This window comes from Nonomuraea sp. 3-1Str (genome assembly GCF_031570565.1).
GTDB lineage: Bacteria > Actinomycetota > Actinomycetes > Streptosporangiales > Streptosporangiaceae > Nonomuraea.
In genome coordinates this window covers 164,679-185,573 of the sequence record NZ_JALHBK010000007.1, presented here as the reverse complement: position 1 = coordinate 185,573, position 20,895 = coordinate 164,679, and the positions used below count along the sequence as shown (strand labels likewise).

The following is a 20,895-nucleotide window of genomic DNA, read 5'->3' as shown; positions in this document are numbered from 1 at the left end:
CCTGCCGGGCACCCGCGGTACGCCGTCACCGCCCGTCAAATGCCGTGCCCCCGGCCGTGCAGCAGGGTCAGCACCGTCGCCGCCGGGATGAGCCCGGCCGCCACCGCGAGGGCGATGGGAGCACGCGGCTCGGCCGGCCGGGCGCCGAACGCCCGCATGGCCCAGCGCCCGGCCTCGCGCCGGTGACCCAGGGCGGCGTGGTGGAAGGCGAGCTGCCCGTAGACCCGGGCCGCGCCGCGCGGGTCGGCGGACAGGCCGGCGTGCCGGGCCAGCATCCACTCCAGTCCGGCGATGCGCTCGCTCCACCGGGCCACGTAGTGGGACGCGCCCCAGTGGACCCGGACGAGGGGACGGTCGACGTGGGCGATGGGATGACGGCGGGCGGCGCGCAGGGCGAGGTCCCAGTCCTCGTTCTGGCCGCCGGGGGCGCTCTCGTCCACCCACAGCCCGCCCCGCCTGAACAGGAACGTGGAGGAGTGCACCATCACCATGCGCGACCGGAGCAGGTCGGCCTCGGTCACGGTGGTGGTGCCGGCCAGCCGCGGCACCCGGTGCCCGCCGTGCTCGACCTCGATGCCGCAGCTCGCGAACTCGGCCCCCGTCTCGGCGAGGACGCGGATCTGGGCGGTGAGCTTGCCGGGCAGCCACTGGTCGTCGTCGTCGCAGAAGGCGACGAGGTCGGTGTCGGAGGCGGCGATGCCGGTGTTGCGGGCGCCGGGCAGGCCAGGAGTGAGGCCGTTGGACAGCACCCGGAGGTCGTGAGCGTCGCGAAGGCCGGCGAGCCCGTCGAGGACCGTCTCCGGGTTCGCGCCGTCGGCCACCACGACCACCGAGATCCGCCCCCGGTGGTCCTGCGCCAGTGCCGCCCGTACGGCGGCGAAAAGGTGTCCGGGCCGGTCGCCGCGCGTGGGGATCACCACGCCGACCGACGGCGTCCAGGCGCTGGTCCCGCCGGGAGCGGGCGGCCGGGTCACGCGGTCACCCCGTGGTAGCCGTACCGGGATCGCAGGGGCCAGGTGAGGGCGGCGACCAGCCCGCGGTGGGCGCCGGAGCGCCAGGAGTCGTCGAACGCCAGCCCGACCGGCCCCACGGCGAACCGCATGGGGTTGCCCGACACCGTGTGGGCCGTCGTGATGTGCGCCGTGGACCCGGTGACGAACGGGAACTCCGCCGGCAGGCCGAGCCGCTGCGCGAGACCCTTCAGCGTGGCCTCCGGCGCGGCGACGAGGTCCTCGTAGCGCAGCCGGGTGACCTGGACGGCCGGCTCGCCCCGGCGGGCGAGAAGGTCCAGGGCGATGTTCTGGGCGGTCCAGTGGAAGGCGGTGCGGGCGGGGCCCCAGCGGGTCATCGGTCGCCCGTCCTCGGGCCGGCGTACGGCCCTGCGCCAGGAGTGGGCGACGGCCCGGGGGTCGCGCACCACGTGGACGACGTGGATGCTCGCCCCGCCCTCGGCCAGGCAGTGGGCCAGGGAGGCGTGCTTGCTGGAGTCGATGACGACGCTCGCGCCGGCGACCTGCGCGGCGGCGTCGTGGACGCGGCGGTAGGCGCGGACGTACTCGTCGAGGTCGGGGTGGCCGATGCTGAGGACGCGGCGGGTCCGGTCGATGCGGTGGCGCAGGGAGAGCACCCGCTCGGCGAGCGGTCGCGTCCAGCCGCCGAAGGCCCGGTCGCCGACGGCCGTCCAGAACGGGCAGGCGCCGAAGGGCCGGCCGCAGCCGCACAGCTCGCCGGCCAGGACGCCACGGGCCCACAGGTGGACCACCTCACCGAGGGGCGCCACGCCGGGCAGCTCTCCCAGCAGCCTCTCCAGGAGCGTGGTGCCGCTACGGCCGAGGCCTCCCAGGAAGACCACCCGGGGGGCTGTCGAAGGGTGAGTCACGGGGGAATGGGCTTTCCTGTACTAGTCGTTACACGGAACGTGGCGAGACTAGCGCGGAGAGTAACGGGAGCGTCAGTGAAAGCCCAAAAGATCTAACCGGGCCCGGAGACGGAACCGGCCCCCGCCCGTGCGGGCGGGGGCCGGAAGCAGCCGGTGGATCAGTGGGCGTCGATGATCATGCCGGCGGCCACCGTGCCGTTGGTGGCCTCGTCCACCAGGATGAAGCCGCCGGTCAGCCGGTTGCGCGCGTAGTCGTCGACGAACAGCGGCTGCGTCACCCGCAGGGTCACGCGGCCGATCTCGTTGAGGCCGAGCGAGGTGGCCTCCTCGTCGCGGTGCAGCGTGTTGACGTCGAGCCGGTAGTGCAGGTCGCGCACGAGCGCCCGCGCTGTGCGGGTGGTGTGCTTGATGGTGAGCTTGCTGCGGGGCGCCAGCTTGGCGGTGTCGGCCATCCAGCAGACCATGGCTTCGAGGTCCTGGGCCGCGTGCGGCTGGTTGTTCGGGCGGGCGATCATGTCGCCGCGCGAGATGTCGAGGTCGTCCTCGAAGCGCAGCGTGACCGACATCGGGGGGAACGCCTCCTCCACCGGCCCGTCGAAGGTGTCGATGGAGGCGATCCGGGTGCTCAGGCCAGAGGGCAGGTGCACGACCTCGTCGCCCGGCTTGAGCACGCCGCCCGCGACCTGGCCGGCGTAGCCCCGGTAGTCGTGGAAGGCGTGGTCGGTGGCCCGCTGCGGGCGGATGACGTACTGGACGGGGAAGCGCACGTCGACGAGGTTGCGGTCGGAGGCGATGTGCACGTTCTCCAGGTGGTGCAGCAGCGACGAGCCGTTGTACCAGGGCATGTTCTCCGACCGGGAGACGACGTTGTCGCCGTTGAGCGCGGAGATCGGGATGAACGTCAGGTCGTTCACGTTGAGCTTGGAGGCGAACGCGGTGAACTCCTCGCGGATCTCGTCGAACCGCTCCTCGGAGTAGTCGACCAGGTCCATCTTGTTGACGGCCAGCACCAGGTGCGGCACCCGCAGCAGCGAGGTCAGGAAGGCGTGCCGGCGCGACTGCTCCAGCACGCCCTTGCGGGCGTCGATGAGGATGATCGCCAGGTCGGCGGTGGAGGCGCCGGTGACCATGTTCCGGGTGTACTGGATGTGCCCGGGCGTGTCGGCGATGATGAACTTGCGGCGCGGCGTGGCGAAGTAGCGGTAGGCCACGTCGATCGTGATGCCCTGCTCGCGCTCGGCCCGCAGGCCGTCGGTGAGCAGCGACAGGTCGGTGTACTCGGTGCCGCGGTCGCGCGAGGTGCGCTCGACGGCCTCCAGCTGGTCCTCGAAGATGGCCTTGGAGTCGAAGAGCAGGCGCCCGATCAGGGTGGACTTGCCGTCGTCGACGCTTCCCGCCGTGGCGAAACGCAGAATGTCCATCGGTCTAGAAGTAGCCTTCCCGCTTGCGATCCTCCATGGCGGCCTCCGAGGCGCGGTCGTCGGCCCTGGTGGCCCCGCGCTCGGTGATCCGGGTGGCCGCGATCTCTTCGATGATCTCCTCGACCGTGGCGGCCGTGGACTGCACCGCTCCGGTGCAGGTCATGTCGCCGACGGTGCGGTAGCGCACCACGGCCTCGAACAGCGCCTCGTCGTCGCCGCGCTGGACGACGTCGGCGTCGGGCAGCAGCATGCCGTCGCGCTCGAACACCTTGCGGGTGTGGGCGAAGTAGATCGACGGGATCTCGATGCCCTCGCGCCGGATGTAGTCCCAGATGTCGAGCTCGGTCCAGTTGGAGAGCGGGAAGACGCGGATGTGCTCGCCCTTGCGGATGCGGGAGTTGTAGAGGTTCCACAGCTCGGGGCGCTGGTTCTTCGGGTCCCACTGACCGAAGTCGTCGCGGAAGGAGAACACCCGCTCCTTGGCCCGGGCCTTCTCCTCGTCGCGCCGGGCGCCGCCGAAGACCGCGTCGAACTCATGCTCCTCGATGGCGTCGAGCAGCGTGGTGGTCTGCAGCCGGTTGCGCGAGGCGCGCCGGCCGGTGTCCTCGACCACGCGGCCCGCGTCGATCGAGTCCTGCACGCTGGCCACGATGAGCCGCGCGCCGAGCTCCTGGGACCGGCGGTCGCGGAACTCGATGACCTCGTCGAAGTTGTGGCCGGTGTCGACGTGCATGAGCGGGAACGGGATCGCCGCCGGCCAGAACGCCTTCTCGGCGATGCGCAGCATGACGATGGAGTCCTTGCCGCCGGAGAAGAGCAGACAGGGACGCTCGAACTCCGCCGCGACTTCGCGCATGATGTGGATGGCTTCGGCCTCGAGCACGTCGAGCTGCGACGTCGTGTAGTCGCGCTGGAGCATGGGAGCTTCCTCCGGCGGTTAGCGGTGCAGGTCCCGGATCCCGGCGAGCAGGGTTGACGCCAAGTCCGGTAGGGAAACAAGAATATCTGGTAGTGAGGGGTCCGCCCTGTTGTAGGTGAGCGGCGTGCCGTCGATGCGGCTGGTGTGCGCTCCTGCGGCCTGTGCGACGGCCACCGGGGCGGCGGAGTCCCACTCGTACTGACCGCCCGCGTGGACGTACGCCTCGACGTCGCCGGTGAGCACCGCGGAGATCTTCGCCCCTGCCGAGCCGATGGGCACGAGGTCGGCGCCGACGAGGTAGGCGAGCTTCTGGACGAACTCCGGCGGGCGCGTGCGGCTGACCGCGATGCGGAACCTGCCGCGCTCCAGGGTGGGCAGCTTGGGCGGCTCGGCGGTGCTGAGCGTGCGGCCCTGGGCGGGCAGCGCCACGGCGCCGGCGGTGAGCCGGTCACCCTCCCAGAGAGCGACGTGCACGGCCCAGTCGGACCTGCCCTCCTCCGTGCTTGTGGTCGCGCTCCCTTCGGCCCCGTCCTGGTCACGCAAGCTGCCGCTTCCGGGGACGGCTCGCCGCTCCGAGAACTCCCTTGTCCCGTCCAGCGGGTCCACGATCCATACGCGGGGCGCGCTCAGCCGGCGCGGGTCGAGCCGGTCCTCGCGGCTGGACTCCTCCGACAGCACGCAGTCGCTCGGGCGCAGCCGCGCCAGCGACTCCATGAGGAACACGTGGGAGGCCCGGTCGCCGAGGGCGCGCAACCCCGCGGGGTCGTCGAAGCCCTCGCGGGCGCGGAGCGCCAGCAGCCGCTCGCCCGCCTCGGTGGCCAGGTCAGCGGCGAGGGCGTGGTCGTCGCGAATCGTCATCAGTAAGCTCCTTGCCCGCGGGCGACGGCCGACCAAGTCTTCCACAGGATCTGGAGGTCGAGCATGAGGGACCAGTTCTCCACGTAACGCAGGTCGAGGCGGACGGATTCCTCCCACGACAGGTCGGATCTGCCGCTCACCTGCCACAGGCCCGTGAGTCCGGGGCGGACGAGCAGCCGGCGGCGCACGTCGTCGCCGTAACGGTCGACCTCTTCGGGGAGGGGCGGGCGGGGGCCGACGAGCGACATGTGCCCGAGGACCACGTTGACGAGCTGGGGCAGCTCGTCGAGGGAGTGGCGGCGCATGAGGGAGCCCAGCGTGGTGACCCGCGGATCGTTGCGGATCTTGAACAGCACGCCGTCGGCGTCGCTGACGAGGGTGATCTTCTGGCGCTCGGAGCCGCGCCGCATCGTGCGGAACTTCACAATCGTGAACGGCCTGCCGTCCCTGCCGACGCGGGTCTGCCGGAACAGCGCCGGACCCGGGCTGGTGGCGCGGACCGCCACGGCCAGCGTGAGCAGCAGCGGGGACAGCAGGACGAGCAGCGCCGCGGCCACCAGCCGGTCGAAGACGTTCTTGACGAGCTGGCGGGCGCCGGTGAGCTCCGGATGCTCGACGTGCAGCAGCGGGAGCCCGGCGACGGGCCTGATCGTGGTGCGCGGCCCGGCCACCTCCATCAGCGCCGGCGCGACCACCAGCTCGGTGTGGGTGCGCTCCAGCCGCCAGGCCAGCCGGCGCAGCGCCACCCCGTCCATCTCGGGGCACGCCAGTACGGCCACCGTGTCGGCGGCGGCCTGGTCGACGACGATGGGCACGTCGCTGAAGTCGCCGGCGACGGGCACCCCGGCCACCCGCCCACCCGGCACCTCGGCCGGCAGGCAGGCGGCGACGATCTCCATGCCGTGGTAGCGCTCGCGCCGGAAGAGCTGCACCAGCTCGGCGACCGAGGCGGCGTGGCCCACGGCGACGACCCTGCGCATGCAGGAGCCGCGGGCCCGGCGACGGTGCAGCGAGCGGCGCAGGCCGTACCTGAGCAGCAGCGTGAACAGCGTGACCAGGGGCAGCGCGAGGACGACGTAGCCGCGGGCGACGTCGGTCTTGGTGAGGTAGGAGCCGATGGCCGTGGCGGCGGTCAGCGCGACGCCGCACTGCACGACGCGGCGGAACTCGTCGGAGCCGATGCCGATCATGCGCGGCTCGTACGCCCGGTTGAGCGCGACCGCGCAGATCCACAGCCCGGGCAGCAGCGCGCTGACGAGGAGGTAGGGCGCGGCGTAGGGGGTCAGCTCGCCGAAGCGCAGAAAGAAGGCCCCGGCCGAGCCCGCGGCGGCGCCCAGCAGGTCGGCCGCGAAGGCCCGCGCCCGGTAGGCCCGCACCCATGCGGGCAGCCGCGGGCTCACCCTCCACGAGGAGTCAGGCCCGAACCCGACGACGGTCAGCAGCCCCTCGCCGTCGCTCACCTCGCGCCTCCCCGTGATGCGTCCGTAACCGACAGTCACCAGATAGTAGCGCCAGGCACCTGGGCAGTGTCGCGAACGGACCTATGTGGGGATCAGCGTGGAGGGCCGGAAATCTTGAGATCTGCCCGATGAAACTCGTTCTGGGTTACTTCGAGCCCGCGTTCCATGAGCGACTCGACCACGTCGGCGGCGCGGTCCACGAGGAAGGGGAGGTCCTTGCGCTCGGCGGTGGCGAAGTCGCGGAGGACGAAGGCGGCGGCGTCCATGCGGCCCGGCGGGCGGCCGATGCCGAAGCGCACGCGCAGGTAGTCGCGGGTGGCCAGCGACTTGGTGATGGACTTGAGGCCGTTGTGGCCGTTGTCGCCGCCGCCGAGCTTGGCGCGCAGCGCGCCGTAGGGCACGTCCAGCTCGTCGTGGACGACGATCAGCCGGTCAGGGCCGATCTTGTAGAAGTCGCACAGCGCCTTGACGGGACCGCCAGACAGGTTCATGTACGTGAGCGGCTTGGCCAGGATCGCGGCGCGGGTCTCCAGCACCTCGGCCCGGCTCTTGTGCGCCTTGAACCTGCCGCCGGCCCGTGCGGCCAGCTCGTCGAGCACCATGAAGCCGGCGTTGTGCCGGTTGCCCGCGTATTCGGCGCCGGGATTGCCCAGCCCGGCGATGAGCCAGCGGTCCATGAAGTCTCCTCAGGCGCGAACACGGCTTGCGGGCGCGGGGACGCCCCCGGCTCGGGGCTCGGGGATCGGGGTCGCGGCGCGGGACGGGGCGGCCGGACGCACCGGCCGCCCCGTCGACCGGCGACTACTCGGCGGCTTCGGCGCTCTCGCCCTCGGCGGCCTCGCCCTCGGCGCCCTCCTCGGCGGGGGCCTCGGCCTGCTTGGCGCTGACCTGGAGGATGACGGCCTCCGGGTCGGCGATCAGCGTGGCGCCCTTGGGCAGCTTCAGCTCACCGGCGGTGATGGCGGTGCCGACCTGCAGGCCCTCGATGTCGACGTCGACACCGGTCGGGATGTGGGTGGCCTCGGCCTCGACGGCGACGGAGGTCATCTGGAGGTCCAGGATGCCCTCGGAGTTGACGTCGCCGATCGTGGTGACCGGGATCTCGACGGTGACCTTCTCGCCGCGCTTGACCAGCAGCAGGTCGACGTGCTCGACGAAGCCCTTGATCGGGTCGCGCTGCACGCCCTTGGGCAGGGCCAGCTCGTCCACGCCCTCGCCGTGGAGGCGGATCAGCACGTTGGGCGTGCGCAGGGCGAGGAGGACCTCGTGACCGGGCAGGGTCAGGTGCTTGGGCTCGATGCCGTGCCCGTAGAGGACAGCCGGCACCTTGGCGGCGCGGCGGATCTTGCGGGCGGCGCCCTTGCCGAACGTGGAGCGCTGCTCGGCGGCGATACGTACTTCGGACACGACATCTCCTAGGGATGCATGGGAATCGGATCTGTGGCGCTCACCCTCACCCGCCCTAGCGGAAGGCGTTACGAGCGCGACCGACTCAGCTTACCGTGTTGAAACAGGCCGGGCTCCGCCCGGCGGGCCGTGATGGATGTCCTCGCTCCGCTGCGGATCCATCACGGGAAACAGGCCGGGCTCCGCCCGGCGGGCCGTGGCCGGGCGGAGCACGTCAGGTGTCGCCCTCGAACAGGCTGGTGACCGAGCCGTCGGTGAAGACCTCGGTGATGGCCCGTGCGATGAGCGGCGCGATGGACAGCACGGTGAGCTTGTCGAAGCGGGCGGCCTGCGACAGCGGGAGCGTGTTGCTCACGATGACCTCGCTGATGCGGGAGTTCTTCAGCCGGTCGACGGCCGGGTCGGAGAAGACCGCGTGGGTGGCGGCGACGATCACGTTGGTGGCGCCCTGCTCGTAGAGGGCGTCGGCCGCCTTGCAGATCGTGCCGGCGGTGTCGATCATGTCGTCGATGAGCACGCAGGTGCGGCCCCGCACCTTTCCGACGACCTCGTTGACCTTCACGGAGTTGGCCACGTCGAGGTCGCGCCGCTTGTGGATGAACGCGAGCGGCGTGCCCAGGGTGTCGGCCCAGCGTTCCGACAGCCGGACGCGGCCGGTGTCGGGCGAGACGACCGTGGTGGTGGCCAGGTCGAGCTTGTTCTTCAGGTAGCTCTCCAGGACGGGCATGGCGAACAGGTGGTCCACCGGGCCGTCGAAGAAGCCCTGGATCTGCGAGGTGTGCAGGTCGATCGACATGAGCCGGTCGGCGCCCGCGGTCTTGAACAGGTCGGCCATCAGGCGCGCGGTGATGGGCTCGCGTCCGCGGCCCTTCTTGTCCTGGCGCGCGTAGCCGAAGAACGGCATGACCACGGTGATGCGCTTGGCGGAGGCCCGCTTGAGCGCGTCGACCATGATGAGCTGTTCCATGATCCACTTGTTGATCGGGCCGGTGTGGCTCTGGATCACGAAGGCGTCGCAGCCGCGGACGGATTCGAGGTAGCGGGCGTAGATCTCGCCGTTGGCGAAGTCGATCAGCTTGGTCGGCGTGAGCGAGACGCCGACGTGCTCGGCGACCTCCTCGGCCAGCTCCGGGTAGGCCCGGCCGGAGAAGAGCATGAGGTTCTTCTCGCCGGGCTGCTTGATGCTGGTCACGAGCTCTCCTTCGTCGGTCTCATGACCACGGTGCTGTGTTCGTTGATGACCTCGACAAGCTCGGTCATGCCCCACTCTCCTGCTGATGCTGCTGGTCGCCCGGCGCCCGGCCGGCCTGCTCCTGCTCGGCCAGGGCGCGCTGTGCCGCCGCAGCCGACTTCGTGCCCGCGCGCCTGCGCAGGACCCATCCCTCGATGTTGCGCTGGCGGGCGCGGGCCACGCCGATCGCGCCCGGCGGCACGTCGCCGTCGATCACCGAGCCCGCCGCCGTGTAGGCGCCGTCGCCGATGGTCACCGGCGCCACGAGCATGCTGTCGCAGCCGACGAACGCGCCGTCGCGCACGGTGCTGCGGTGCTTGTTGACGCCGTCGTAGTTGACGAACACCACGGCCGCGCCGATGTTGACGTCGTCGCCGATCGTGGCGTCGCCCGCGTAGGACAGGTGGGGCACCTTGGAGCGCTCGCCGACCTGGGTGTTCTTCATCTCCACGAACGTGCCGGCCTTGGAGCCGCGGCCGAGGACCGTGCCGGGGCGCAGGTAGGCGTACGGCCCGACGCTGGCCCCCGGGCCGACGACCGCGGAGTCGCAGACGGCGTTGCGCACGACGGCTCCCGCGCCGACCCGGGTGGAGGTCAGCGTGGTGGCGGGGCCGACCTCCGCGCCGGACTCGATGACGGTGCGGCCGTGGAGTTGGGTGCCGGGGTGGACGACCGTGTCAGGCTCGATCTCCACGTCCGCGTCGATCCAGGTGCTGGCCGGGTCCACGACGGTGACGCCGGCGCGCATGTGCCGCTCCAGCAGCCGCTGGTTGAGCAGCTTGCGGACCTGGGCGAGCTGGACGCGGTCGTTGACGCCCTCGACCTCGGCGAAGTCCGCGGCGGTGTGGGCGCCGACCCGGTGGCCGTCCTCGCGGAGGATGGACAGCACGTCGGTGAGGTACTCCTCGCCCTGGGCGTTGTCGGTGGACACCCGCTTGACGGCGTCGGCCAGGAGGGCTCCGTCGAAGGCGTAGATGCCGGAGTTCATCTCCCTGATGGCGCGCTGCTCGTCGGTGGCGTCCTTCTCCTCGACGATCGCGAGGACGGCGCCCGCCGGGTCGCGGACGATGCGGCCGTACCCGGTAGGGTCGGGCACCTCGGCGGTGAGGACGGTGACGGCGTTGCGGTCGGCGGCGTGGCGCGTCAGCAGCGCGGCGAGGGTCTCGGCGCGCAGCAGCGGCACGTCGCCGTAGGTGACGAGGACCGTGCCGTCGATCGCGCCGACCTCGTCGAGCACGGTTCGGACGGCGTGGCCGGTGCCGCGCTGCTCGCGCTGGACGACGGCCAGCGCGTCGGGGCTGGTCTCGGCGAGGTGGGAGCCGACGCGCTCGCGCGCGTGGCCGATGACGACGATCAGGCGCTCGGGACCGAGGTCCCGGGCGGCGGTGAGCATGTGGTCGAGCAGGGCTCGGCCGCACACCTCGTGGAGGACTTTCGGGGTCTGGCTCTTCATCCGGGTGCCCTCGCCTGCGGCGAGGACGATGACGGCTGCCGGGCGCGGCACACTCACGGACTGAGGCTCCCTGTGGCTGGACGGATCAGGGCTGGATGCGGCTACCGCACCGCTACCCTCCCGACACCGCGAGGATACCTGCCCGCCTCCCGGTCCACCGCGCAGGGGCGTGCCTCAATGCTCCCGGAAGAGGACTCGAACCCCTACAAAGTGGACCAAAACCACTTGTCCTGCCGATTAGACGATCCGGGATTAATCGGACGCGCGTGGCATCCGACACACCTACGATACCGAGCCCGCCCCCCGTCGCGCGCCCGCATGGGCAACGCCTGGATCACGCTCGCCCGATTGAGGCCACCCGCCCCGGGTAGGGCGTAGGGCTAGCAGATGTACCGAAAACGCGCAAGCCACGGAATCCACTCACCTCGGGCGACGAACCGTTGCCCATCGCACATTCGCGGCTTAGGACTTCCTTACTTACGATGGCGTAGGTTACGGTTGCGTAGCTCGGACATTCATTGTCATACAGGTCGTGAGAGGTAGCCCATGACAGTTCTCGCCGAACGTCCCACCCCCGGACCGAAGCCCGACGCCGAACCCGAACCGCGAAGCAAGGCGGAGCTCGTCACCTTCTCCCTGGTGGTCGGGCTGCCGCTGATCGCGTTCGTGGCGGCCGTGCCGCTGGCATGGGGATGGGGCCTCGGCTGGACGGACATCGTGATCATGTTCGTCTTCTACGCCGTCTCGGGACTCGGCGTCACCGTCGGGCTGCACCGCTACTTCACGCACGGCTCGTTCAAGGCCAAGCGTCCCCTGAAGATCGCCCTCGGCATCGCCGGCAGCCTCTCGCTGGAGATGTCCGTGCTCGACTGGGTGGCCACCCACCGCAAGCACCACAAGTTCTCCGACAAGGAGGGCGACCCGCACTCGCCGTGGCGCTTCGGCCCCGGCTTCAGGTCGATGGCCAAGGGCCTGCTGTACGCGCACATGGGCTGGATGTTCGACGCCGAGCGCACCAACCGCGAGAAGTACGCCCCCGACCTGTGCAAGGACCCGGACGTGCGCAAGCTGCACAAGTGGTTCCCCGCGCTGGCGCTCACCTCGCTCCTGCTCCCGGGCGTCCTCGGCGGGCTGCTCACCTGGTCCTGGCAGGGCGCGCTGACCGCGCTGTTCTGGGGCTCGCTGGTCCGCATCGGCCTGCTGCACCACGTCACCTGGTCGATCAACTCGATCTGTCACGTGTTCGGCGAGGAGGACTTCCAGGTTCGCGACAAGTCCCGCAACGTGTGGTGGCTGGCGATCCCGTCCTTCGGCGAGTCGTGGCACAACCTGCACCACTCCGACCCGACCTGCGCGCGGCACGGCGCGCTGAAGGGCCAGATCGACCTGAGCGCCGAGGTCATCCGCGGCTTCGAGCGCCTCGGCTGGGTGTCCGACGTGCGCTGGCCGACTCCTGAGCGGCTGGCGGCGAAGAGGCTTGCCTGACAGTCAAGCCGTGGTGACCGGTCGCACGTCCGGCACCGCCATGATGGAACCCGTGACCGAACCCCGATCTCGCAGGCGCATGTCCGGAAGAGAGCGACGCGAGCAGCTGATCAACATCAGCCGCACGCTGTTCGCCGAGAAGGGGTTCGACGGGACCTCCATCGAGGAGATCGCGGCCACGGCCCAGGTCTCCAAGCCTGTCGTCTACGAGCATTTCGGCGGCAAGGAGGGCGTCTACGCGGTGGTCGTGGACCGTGAGATGCAGAAGCTGCTCACGATGATCACCGGGGCGCTCTCCGCCTCCCACTCGCTGATCAAGCTGGAGCGGGCCGCCCTGGCCCTGCTCCAGTACATCGAGGAGAGCAGCGAGGGGTTCCGCATCCTCGTCCGCGACTCCCACGCCGCCTCCGGCACGGGCACGTTCGCGAGCCTGATCAGCGAGATCGCGAGCCAGGTCGAGGACGTGCTCGCCGACGAGTTCTCCTCGCGGGGCTACGACCCGAAGCTCGCCCCCATGTACGCCCAGATGCTGGTCGGCATGGTGGCCCTGACCGGCCAGTGGTGGCTGGACGTGCGCAAGCCCGGCCGCGAGGAGGTCGCCGCGCACCTGGTCAACCTCGCCTGGAACGGTCTGACCGGCCTCAACCCGGACCCGTCGATCACGGTGACGACCCGGTCGCACCCGAGCCTGGCCAAGCCGCCGCGGCCCGTGGACAAGGGGGTGCCGGACAAGGCGCGCGAGCGGGAGCTGATGGAGGCGGAGAAGGCCCGGCTGCGGGAGCTGCGTGAGGCCGAGAAGGCCCGCGTCCGCGAGCTGAAGGAGCGCGAGCGCCTGCTCAAGGAGGCCGAGAAGGAGCAGGAGCGGCTGCTGAAGGAGGCGGAGAAGGTTCGCGAGCGCGAGGAGAAGCTGCGCCTGCGCGAAGCTCGTCTCGCGGAGCGGGCCGCGCGGCTCGGGCAGAGCGATTCTGGGCCGGTTGACCAGCAGGATTAAGTCATTGCGAGTTAGTTAACGTTCCGTTCAGACTTGTGGGGCATATTTCACATATGTCCGTGGAACTGCTGCATCCTGGAAGTGACCTGCCCTTGCCCCAGGAGAGGTTCCTCAACCGCGAGGAGAGTTGGCTCCAGTTCAACGAGCGGGTCCTCGAGCTGGCCGAGGACTCGTCGCTCCCCCTCCTGGAGCGGGTGCGCTTCCTGGCCATCTTCGCGAGCAACCTCGACGAGTTCTTCAGGGTGCGGGTGGCCGGCCTGAAACGACGCATGGCCACCGGCCTGCTGCTGAGAACGAAGAGCGGGCTGAAACCCAGCGAGGAGCTGGCCCGGATCGCCACCATCGCCGAGGACCTGGCCAGACGGCACGCGGCCGTGTTCCACGAGACGATCGTGCCGAAGCTCGCGGCGGAGGGCATCGAGATCGCCCGCTGGGAGGACCTGGGCCGCGACGAGCGCACCGAGCTGCGCAAGCTGTTCCGGGAGCGGATCAGGCCCGTCCTCACGCCGCTGGCCGTGGACCCCGCCCACCCCTTTCCGTACATCTCGGGCCTCAGCCTCAACCTGGCCGTCGTGGTGCGCAACCCGTCCACCGACCACACCGTCTTCGCCCGGGTCAAGGTGCCCTCCCAGCTCCCCCGGTTCGTGCAGGCGTCGCCGAGCCGGTTCGTGCCGCTGGAGGACGTGATCGCGGCCCACCTCGGGCAGCTGTTCAAGGGCATGGAGATCGTCCAGCACCACGTCTTCCGCGTCACCAGGAACGAGGACCTCGACGTCGACGAGGACGTGACCGAGAACCTCATGCAGGCTCTGGAGAAGGAGCTGCTCAAGCGCCGCTTCGGTCCGCCCGTCCGGCTGGAGGTCGAGGACACCATCACACCCGAGGTGCTGGAGCTGCTGGTGGACGAGCTGGGGGTGGCGCCCCACGAGATCTACCGCATCGCCGGGCCGCTGGACCTGACCGGCCTGCACGCCATCGCCGACCTCGACCGCGGCGACCTCAGCTACCGGCCGTTCGTGCCGGCCGAGGTGGTCAGCGCCGACGACGACATCTTCAGCGTGCTGCGCGAGCGCGACGTGCTGTTGCACCACCCGTACGACTCCTTCTCCACCAGCGTGCAGCGCTTCATCGAGATGGCCGCCGCCGACCCGAGGGTGCTGGCCATCAAGCAGACCCTCTACCGGACCAGCGGCGACTCCCCCATCGTGGACGCCCTCATCGACGCGGCCGAGGCGGGCAAGCAGGTCGTCGTCGTGGTCGAGATCAAGGCCCGCTTCGACGAGCACGCCAACATCTCGTGGGCCCGCAAGCTGGAGCGCGCCGGCTGCCACGTCGTCTACGGCGTCGTCGGGCTCAAGACCCACTGCAAGCTCGCCCTCGTCGTGCGGCAGGAGCCCTCCGGGGAGCTGCGCAGCTACTGCCACATCGGCACCGGCAACTACAACAACAAGACGGCCCGGCAGTACGAGGACTTCGGCCTGCTCACCGCGGACCCGCTGGTCGGCGAGGACGTCACCGACCTGTTCATCCACCTGACCGGCTACTCCAACCACTCGGCCTACCGCCGGCTGCTGGTCGCCCCGCACTCCCTGCGCGGCGGGCTGCTGGCCCGGATCGAGCGGGAGATCGCCCACCAGCGGGCCGGGCGGCCCGCGCGCATCAGGATCAAGACGAACTCCCTGGTGGACGAGCCGCTCATCGACGCGCTCTACCGCGCCTCACGAGCGGGCGTGCCCGTGGACCTGTGGGTGCGGGGCGTGTGCATCCTGCGACCCGGCGTGCCCGACCTGTCCGAGAACATCCGGGTTCGGTCGGTGCTAGGCAGGTTCCTGGAGCATTCGCGGGTGTACGAGTTCGGGCTCGGCCGGCGCCCCGAGGTGTGGATCGGCAGTGCCGACCTGATGCGCCGCAACCTGGACCGCCGGGTCGAGGCCCTGGTCAAGGTCACCTCGTCGCAGCACCGGGCGTACCTGATCGACCTCATGGACCGGGTCATGGCCGAGACCACCAACGCCTGGTGGCTCGACGGCGACGGCAAGTGGGTCCACCACCCCGGCGAGGACCTGCAGAACCACCTGATCGCCACGCGCCGCTGGAGGACCGTTGACGACGACTGACGACCCGCTGCGCGCGGCCGGAGCCGTCGTCTGGCGCGGCGACGCGGCCGCGCCGGAGGTCGCCCTCATCCACCGCCCCCGCTACGACGACTGGACGTACCCCAAGGGCAAGCTCAAGGCCGGCGAGCACCCGGTGGCCGCCGCCCTGCGCGAGGTGCGCGAGGAGACGGGCCTCAGGGTCGCGCTCGGCCGCGCCCTGCCGCCCGTCCACTATCCGTACAAGGACCGGCTCAAGCGGGTCGACTACTGGACGGCCCGGGTCGTGGGGGACGACGGCTTCGCGCCCGGCGACGAGGTGGACGAGCTGCGCTGGCTGCCGGCGGAGGAGGCCCGCGCCCTGCTCACCCACGCGTGGGACGCCGATCTGACCGACGCCTTCATGGCCGCGCCGCTCACGACCACCCCGCTCGTCCTCGTACGGCATGGCTTCGCCGGGTCCCGGCGGGAATGGGACGGGGACGACACGTTGCGCCCGCTCGACGCCGACGGCGTGGCCCAGGCGGCGACGCTGGCCGCGGTGCTTCCCGCCTACCGGCCCGAGGAGGTGGTCAGCTCGCCGAGCCTGCGCTGCGTGCAGACGGTCGAGCCGTACGGCGCCCCGGTGCGGCTGGAGCCGCTGCTGAGCGAGGAGAGCCAGGACCCGGACAAGACCCCCGCGCTGGTGGCCATGCTGCGCGGGCCGGCGGTCGTGTGCAGCCACGGCAAGGTGCTGCCCCACCTGATCATGCGGCTCAGCGGCGACGACGTCCGGCTGGAGAAGGGGGAGTTCGCGGTGCTGCACCGGGTGGACGGGCGGGTCGTCGGCGTGGAGCGCTACCCCACCTGACGCCGGCCGTTCCTAGGGGTTCAGCCTGCTGAGCGCCTTGCCGGCCGCCGTGGCCGTGCGGGCCCACGCCCGGGGGAAGTCCTCCAGGGCGCGGTCCGCGACGGCGCGCTCCAGCCCGATCAGCAGCCCGTAGGTGAAGGTGTCCTCCCCCGCCTCGCGGGCGCTCTCCGCCTCCTTGACCAGCGTCTCCTGGGCCACCACGGCGTCCTGGTGGGCGCCCAGCGCGTCCTGGACGCCCTCGGCCAGCTTGGCCAGCCGTGGCGTCCCGGGGCCGAGGACGGCTCTGACCGCCTCGGCGGTGTAGCGGGCGCGCTTGGCGGCCTTGCGGACCTCGTGCATGGCCGTCTCGTGGCGCTGCGGGTCGTCGATCGCCCGGGCGGCGTCGTACTTCCGGGCCACCCGCTCCCAGTTCGCGGCGGCCACGGCGGCCAGCTCCTCCCCTGCCGGCCGGACGGCGCGCTTGCCCTGCTCCGGCTCGGCCGCCAACTGCTCCAGGGCGTCGAGCAGCCGGTAGTAGCGCTCGCCGCTCAGAGCCTCGCGGATCCGCCCGTACGCCTCGGCCTCGCGGGCGCGCAGGCCGTCGCCGAGCCTGTGCCGGACGGGGCCGGTGACCAGCTCGGGCGCGATCTCCGCCAGCTCCTCGGCGAACCTGCCCCGGATCACCTCCAGGTCGCGGGCCTCTCCGAGCACGCTGCCGAGCCACTTGAGCTCGTCCTGGACGTGGCCGGTGTTCTTGACGATCTTCTTGAACGCCTTGAGCGCGCTGCGCAGCCGCCGGGAGGCGACCCGCATCTGGTGGACGGCGTCCTTCTCCGCCAGCCGTACCTGGGGGTCCTGGGCGAGCAGGGCACGGACCTGGCCGGAGAGGTATTCGGTCACCACCTCGCCGGCGCTGCCCGGCTCGGCCGGCGGCGCGGGCGGGGCGGGCACGTCGAGGAGCCGGGCGAGCTTGCTGGCCGCGCCGGACGGGGTCGCGCCCGCCTTCCTGAGCCGTTTGCCGACCTTGGCGAGCACCGCGGCGTCGCCGTCGAGCAGCTCCGCCTCGACCTCCCGCCAGCGCACGATCCGCAGCTCCTCGCCGAAGACCGTGCCCTTGACGCGGTCGTCGGCGACCTCCACGAGCCGCCTGTCGCCCTCACGGACGACCGTGACGCTCCTGCGGGTCTCCAGCTCGGCCACCGCCTGGAGCGGCGCGCCCCGCGTGTGGCCGCGGACGAGCTCGGCCAGGTCGTCCGGCACCACCCTGACGCTGCGGGTCAGGGGCCGGCCGATCTCCTGGCGGGCGCCCTTGGCTCTGGGCAGCTTGAGGTGCCAGCCGGCGTCGTCGCCGCCCCTGCGGCGCCTGAGCGTGATGCCGTGGGCGGCCAGCCTCAGGTCAGGCGTGTCGTAGTAGATCGCCACGAGCGTGTGGCTCTTGGGCCCCACGACCTGTCCGACCCGGCTCAGGTCCGGAATCGCGTAATCGGGGGGAACGTCGAACTTGTCCTCGATCTCGATGCCCACCACACCTCACAAGGTCCATATATGGACAATCATGCCACTGTGCGGCGAACAATCACATAAGCCCGAATTGATTACCGGTGGTCGTCACCACCCTGGTCGACGGGTACCCCCTTGTGGGCGACCACGAAGATCCGTCGGAACGGGAACGGGGTGCCGTACTCCCTGGCCGGATAGGCCTCGTCGAGCCGGGCCGCGAGGTCCTCCTTGAAGGAGAAGTGCTCGTCCACGTACAGCCGGTCGAGGATGGGCCGCAGGGCCGTGCCGGAGATCCAGTCGAGCACGGCGTTCTCGCCCTGGAGCACGTGGATGTACGTGGTCTCCCAGGCGTCGACCTGGCAGCCGCAGGAGTCCAGCAGGTCCAGATACTCCACCGGGTCGCCCACCGGGCTGCCGCGGTCGAAGTCGCCGAGCCGGTCCGCCCAGCGGGGCGAGGCGCACACCTCGCGGATCGCCGCGTGGCTGGGCGCGTCGAAGTTCCCCGGCACCTGGAAGGCCAGCCAGCCGCCGTCGTCGAGCGCCTCCACCCAGTGTTCGAGCACGTCGCGGTGCGAGGGCACCCACTGGAGGGCGGCGTTGGAGACGATGACGTCCACCGGCCGGTCGGGCCGCCACATGGTCATGTCGGCCACCGCGAACCTCGGCGCCGCGTGCAGCTCCCGCGCCTTGGTGATCATCGCCGGGGACGAGTCGAAGCCCTCCACGGTCGCCCCGGGCCAGCGGCGGGCCAGCTCCAGCGTGAGCTCTCCGGTGCCACATCCCGCGTCCACGACGTAGTCCGGCTCGTCGGCGCCGACGCGGGCGAGCAACTCGTGGAAGGGGCGCGACCGCTCGTCGGCGAACCTTGCGTAGGTCGCGGGGTCCCAGATATCTCTCGACATAAAGATAATTGATATCGAGACACATATCTCGATGTCAAGATAGTAGACTGAATGTCATGACGCAGGATGCGCAGGACGAGGTGGACCGGCTCGTCGCGGCCTGGCGGGCCGAACGGCCCGACCTCGACGTCGAGCCCCTCCAGGTGCTCTCCCGCGTATCGAGGCTTGCCAAACACCTCGACCGGGCAAGACGTGCCGCTTTCGACGAGCACCACCTCGAACCGTGGGAGTTCGACGTGCTGACGGCGCTGCGACGCGCCGGCAAGCCGTACGAGCTGAGTCCCGGCGCGCTGCTGCGGGCCACGCTGGTCACCTCCGGCACGATGACCAACCGCATCGACCGGCTGGCGCAGGCCGGGCTCGTGGTGCGGCGGCCCGACCCGGAGGACCGGCGGGGCGTGCTCGTGTCGCTCACCCCGGCCGGGCTCGACCGGGTGGACGCGGCGTTCGCGGGGCTGCTGCGCAGGGAGCACGAGCTGCTGGCGGGGCTGAGCGCGGAGGACCAGCGGGCCCTGGCCGCCCTCCTCCGCACCCTCCTGACGCCGTTCGACTCCTGACCGCCCGGCTCGGACGGGTCAGTCGCCGAGGCGGTCGGCCAGCTCCAGCCAGGCGCCTTCGACCGAATCCTTCTGGGCCAGCACGTCGCGCAGCTCGGCGTCGAGGGAGCCGAGCCGGGCGTAGTCGCTGGCCGCGTCCGCCATCGCCGCGTGCAGCTTGGCCTCCTGCTCGCCGAGCCTGTCGAGCTGGCGTTCGAGGCGGTTGAGCTCCTTGCGCAGCTCCCGCTCCTCCTTGGCGGACAGCCCGCCCGGCGCCGCCTCGCCCTCGGCCGTCGCCGCCTCTCTCGGCTCTCTGGCGGGACCGTTCAGCGTGTTCTTCGCGGGGGCGCCGGAGGTGCCCGCGCCGGTCCGGGCCGTGAGGGCCACGCCCGACGCCCGCCGCTCCAGGTACTCGTCCACGCCGCCCGGCAGCAGAGACAGCCGGCCGTCGCCCAGCAGGGCCACCGAGCGGTCGGTGACGCGCTCCAGGAAGTAGCGGTCGTGGCTGACCAGGATCAGCGTGCCCGGCCAGCCGTCGAGCAGGTCCTCCAGCTCGTTCAGCGTCTCGATGTCGAGGTCGTTGGTCGGCTCGTCGAGCAGCAGCACGTTCGGGTCGTCCATGAGCAGCCGCAGCAGCTGCAGGCGCCGCCGCTCGCCGCCCGACAGGTCGCCGACGACCTTCCACTGGGCGTCGCCCTTGAACCCGAGGCGTTCGAGGAGCTGCGAGGCCGTCCACTCCTTCTTGCCGACCTGCACGTACTTGCGGATCTCCTCGACCGTCTCCAGCACGCGCCGCCCCGGGTCCAGCTCGGCCAGCTCCTGGGACAGGTGCGCCAGCCGCACCGTCTTGCCCCGCACGAGCCGGCCCGAGTCGGGCTCGACCGTGCCGGCCAGCAGGCGCAGCACCGAGGACTTGCCCGAGCCGTTCACGCCGATCAGACCGATGCGGTCACCCGGCCCGAACTGCCACGTGGTGCGGTCGAGCACCAGCGGCCCGTCGCCGGGACCGCCGGCGTGGAGCGTCACGTCCTCCAGGTCGTACACGGTCTTGCCGAGCCGCGCCGTGGCGAACTTCACCAGCTCGACGCTCTCCCGCGGCGGCGGCTCGTTCGCGATCAGCGCCTGCGCGGCGTCGATGCGGAACTTCGGCTTGGACGTACGGGCGGGCGGGCCGCGCCGCAGCCAGGCGATCTCCTTGCGCATGAGATTCTGGCGGCGCTCCTCGGCGGCCTGCGCGATGCGCGCCCGCTCGGCCTTGGCCAGCACGTACGCGGCGTATCCGCCCTCGTAGCGCTCGACCCGGCCGTCCACGACCTCCCACGTACGGGTGGACACGGCGTCGAGGAACCACCGGTCGTGCGTCACGACCACGAGCGCGCTCCTGCGGCCGGACAGGTGCGCCGCCAGCCAGGCGATCGCCTCGATGTCGAGGTGGTTGGTGGGCTCGTCGAGCATGATCAGGTCATGCTCGTCGATGAGCAGCCGGGCCAGCGCCGTACGCCGCCGCTCCCCGCCGGACAGCTCGCCCGCCTTGGCGTCGAGGTCGAGGTCGCCGATGAGGTTGGTCAGGATCTCGCGTACGGACTGGTCACCGGCCCATTCGTGCTCCGCGCGCCCGCCGAGCACGAGCTCGCGCACGGGCAGGCTCGGGTCGAGGTCGTCGCGCTGGGACAGGAACCCGACGCGCAGGCCCCGCGTGTGCGTGACACGGCCGGTGTCGGGCTGCACGTCACCGGCGATGACCGACAGCAGCGTGGTCTTGCCACCGCCGTTGCGGCCGACGACACCGATGCGCTCACCGGCCTCGACCCCGAGGGAGACGTCGGCGAGCAGCGGCTTGGGCCCGTAGGCATGGGAGACAGACTCAAGATTGACCAGATTCATGGCTACACCAGCGTATCGGCCCCAACCGCCCGGCCGAGCCCCCGCGC

At 71.2% G+C, this 20,895-nt stretch carries 18 protein-coding genes and 1 tRNA gene; 5 read left to right on the top strand and 14 right to left on the bottom strand.

What is annotated here, in order from left to right:
* Window positions 1-35: 35 nt before the first annotated feature.
* The 11 genes from MTP10_RS14430 to MTP10_RS14380 form a co-directional block, all read right to left on the bottom strand.
* Entirely contained in the window at window positions 36-974 is a 939-nt protein-coding gene (locus tag MTP10_RS14430) for a glycosyltransferase family 2 protein (RefSeq protein WP_310709661.1), read from the bottom strand.
* Window positions 971-1,852 (bottom strand): sulfotransferase, encoded by an 882-nt coding sequence (locus MTP10_RS14425; RefSeq protein WP_310709660.1) that lies wholly within the window; start codon window positions 1,850-1,852, stop codon window positions 971-973. The genes MTP10_RS14430 and MTP10_RS14425 overlap by 4 nt, the downstream gene beginning before the upstream one ends.
* Window positions 1,853-2,037: 185 nt before the next feature.
* Entirely contained in the window at window positions 2,038-3,300 is a 1,263-nt protein-coding gene (cysN, locus tag MTP10_RS14420) for a sulfate adenylyltransferase subunit CysN (RefSeq protein ID WP_310709659.1), read from the bottom strand.
* 4 nt (window positions 3,301-3,304) lie between these two features.
* Window positions 3,305-4,219 carry a sulfate adenylyltransferase subunit CysD gene (cysD, locus tag MTP10_RS14415; RefSeq protein ID WP_310709658.1) on the bottom strand — a complete coding sequence of 305 codons (915 nt, stop codon included), beginning with the start codon at window positions 4,217-4,219 and terminating at the stop codon, window positions 3,305-3,307.
* Between the two features lie 18 nt (window positions 4,220-4,237).
* Window positions 4,238-5,077 (bottom strand): 3'(2'),5'-bisphosphate nucleotidase CysQ, encoded by an 840-nt coding sequence (locus MTP10_RS14410; RefSeq protein WP_310709657.1) that lies wholly within the window; start codon window positions 5,075-5,077, stop codon window positions 4,238-4,240.
* Window positions 5,077-6,516: a sugar transferase gene (locus tag MTP10_RS14405; RefSeq protein ID WP_397334462.1), complete on the bottom strand. Its 1,440-nt coding sequence runs from the start codon at window positions 6,514-6,516 to the stop codon at window positions 5,077-5,079. Before MTP10_RS14405 ends, MTP10_RS14410 begins: the two co-directional genes overlap by 1 nt.
* Window positions 6,517-6,629: 113 nt before the next feature.
* Complete coding sequence (gene pth, locus MTP10_RS14400; protein ID WP_310709655.1) at window positions 6,630-7,214, bottom strand: aminoacyl-tRNA hydrolase; 585 nt, start codon at window positions 7,212-7,214, stop codon at window positions 6,630-6,632.
* A 124-nt stretch (window positions 7,215-7,338) separates the two neighbouring features.
* Window positions 7,339-7,944 (bottom strand): 50S ribosomal protein L25/general stress protein Ctc, encoded by a 606-nt coding sequence (locus MTP10_RS14395; RefSeq protein WP_310709654.1) that lies wholly within the window; start codon window positions 7,942-7,944, stop codon window positions 7,339-7,341.
* 214 nt (window positions 7,945-8,158) lie between these two features.
* Window positions 8,159-9,136 (bottom strand): ribose-phosphate diphosphokinase, encoded by a 978-nt coding sequence (locus MTP10_RS14390; RefSeq protein WP_310709653.1) that lies wholly within the window; start codon window positions 9,134-9,136, stop codon window positions 8,159-8,161.
* A gap of 64 nt (window positions 9,137-9,200) precedes the next feature.
* Entirely contained in the window at window positions 9,201-10,685 is a 1,485-nt protein-coding gene (glmU, locus tag MTP10_RS14385; RefSeq protein WP_310709652.1) for a bifunctional UDP-N-acetylglucosamine diphosphorylase/glucosamine-1-phosphate N-acetyltransferase GlmU, read from the bottom strand.
* A gap of 123 nt (window positions 10,686-10,808) precedes the next feature.
* Window positions 10,809-10,880: transfer RNA gene (locus MTP10_RS14380), tRNA-Gln, on the bottom strand.
* Window positions 10,881-11,174: 294 nt separating this feature from the next.
* On the opposite strand from MTP10_RS14380, the gene MTP10_RS14375 reads away from it, so the two are divergent.
* The 4 genes from MTP10_RS14375 to MTP10_RS14360 all read left to right on the top strand — a co-directional run bounded on the left by MTP10_RS14375 (window position 11,175) and on the right by MTP10_RS14360 (window position 16,047).
* Window positions 11,175-12,113 carry an acyl-CoA desaturase gene (locus tag MTP10_RS14375; protein ID WP_310709651.1) on the top strand — a complete coding sequence of 313 codons (939 nt, stop codon included), beginning with the start codon at window positions 11,175-11,177 and terminating at the stop codon, window positions 12,111-12,113.
* A gap of 79 nt (window positions 12,114-12,192) precedes the next feature.
* On the top strand, window positions 12,193-13,104 hold the full coding sequence (locus MTP10_RS14370) for a TetR family transcriptional regulator (RefSeq protein ID WP_397202502.1): 912 nt from the start codon (window positions 12,193-12,195) through the stop codon (window positions 13,102-13,104).
* A gap of 53 nt (window positions 13,105-13,157) precedes the next feature.
* Entirely contained in the window at window positions 13,158-15,221 is a 2,064-nt protein-coding gene (locus MTP10_RS14365; protein WP_310709650.1) for an RNA degradosome polyphosphate kinase, read from the top strand.
* Window positions 15,208-16,047, top strand: a complete 840-nt coding sequence (locus MTP10_RS14360; RefSeq protein ID WP_310709649.1) for an NUDIX hydrolase — start codon at window positions 15,208-15,210, stop codon at window positions 16,045-16,047. The genes MTP10_RS14365 and MTP10_RS14360 overlap by 14 nt, the downstream gene beginning before the upstream one ends.
* Before the next feature lie 12 nt (window positions 16,048-16,059).
* Here MTP10_RS14360 and MTP10_RS14355 read toward each other — a convergent pair whose 3' ends face one another.
* Both MTP10_RS14355 and MTP10_RS14350 read right to left on the bottom strand, forming a co-directional pair.
* On the bottom strand, window positions 16,060-17,550 hold the full coding sequence (locus MTP10_RS14355; RefSeq protein WP_310709648.1) for a CYTH and CHAD domain-containing protein: 1,491 nt from the start codon (window positions 17,548-17,550) through the stop codon (window positions 16,060-16,062).
* A gap of 71 nt (window positions 17,551-17,621) precedes the next feature.
* Window positions 17,622-18,428 (bottom strand): trans-aconitate 2-methyltransferase, encoded by an 807-nt coding sequence (locus tag MTP10_RS14350; protein ID WP_310709647.1) that lies wholly within the window; start codon window positions 18,426-18,428, stop codon window positions 17,622-17,624.
* Between the two features lie 56 nt (window positions 18,429-18,484).
* On the opposite strand from MTP10_RS14350, the gene MTP10_RS14345 reads away from it, so the two are divergent.
* Window positions 18,485-18,985: a MarR family transcriptional regulator gene (locus MTP10_RS14345; RefSeq protein WP_310709646.1), complete on the top strand. Its 501-nt coding sequence runs from the start codon at window positions 18,485-18,487 to the stop codon at window positions 18,983-18,985.
* A gap of 18 nt (window positions 18,986-19,003) precedes the next feature.
* On the opposite strand, the gene MTP10_RS14340 is transcribed toward MTP10_RS14345, so the two are convergent.
* Window positions 19,004-20,848, bottom strand: a complete 1,845-nt coding sequence (locus tag MTP10_RS14340) for an ABC-F family ATP-binding cassette domain-containing protein (RefSeq protein ID WP_310709645.1) — start codon at window positions 20,846-20,848, stop codon at window positions 19,004-19,006.
* Between the last annotated feature and the right edge of the window lie 47 nt (window positions 20,849-20,895).

Excerpts from the sequence above, each read along its gene's own strand:
- cysN (WP_310709659.1), bottom strand. The coding sequence starts at position 3,300 with ATGGACATTCTGCGTTTCGCCACGGCGGGAAGCGTCGACGACGGCAAG.
- cysD (WP_310709658.1), bottom strand. The coding sequence starts at position 4,219 with ATGCTCCAGCGCGACTACACGACGTCGCAGCTCGACGTGCTCGAGGCC.
- MTP10_RS14410 (WP_310709657.1), bottom strand. The coding sequence starts at position 5,077 with ATGACGATTCGCGACGACCACGCCCTCGCCGCTGACCTGGCCACCGAG.
- pth (WP_310709655.1), bottom strand. The coding sequence starts at position 7,214 with ATGGACCGCTGGCTCATCGCCGGGCTGGGCAATCCCGGCGCCGAATAC.
- MTP10_RS14375 (WP_310709651.1), top strand. The coding sequence starts at position 11,175 with ATGACAGTTCTCGCCGAACGTCCCACCCCCGGACCGAAGCCCGACGCC.
- MTP10_RS14370 (WP_397202502.1), top strand. The coding sequence starts at position 12,193 with ATGTCCGGAAGAGAGCGACGCGAGCAGCTGATCAACATCAGCCGCACG.
- MTP10_RS14365 (WP_310709650.1), top strand. The coding sequence starts at position 13,158 with ATGTCCGTGGAACTGCTGCATCCTGGAAGTGACCTGCCCTTGCCCCAG.
- MTP10_RS14350 (WP_310709647.1), bottom strand. The coding sequence starts at position 18,428 with ATGTCGAGAGATATCTGGGACCCCGCGACCTACGCAAGGTTCGCCGAC.
- MTP10_RS14345 (WP_310709646.1), top strand. The coding sequence starts at position 18,485 with ATGACGCAGGATGCGCAGGACGAGGTGGACCGGCTCGTCGCGGCCTGG.
- MTP10_RS14340 (WP_310709645.1), bottom strand. The coding sequence starts at position 20,848 with ATGAATCTGGTCAATCTTGAGTCTGTCTCCCATGCCTACGGGCCCAAG.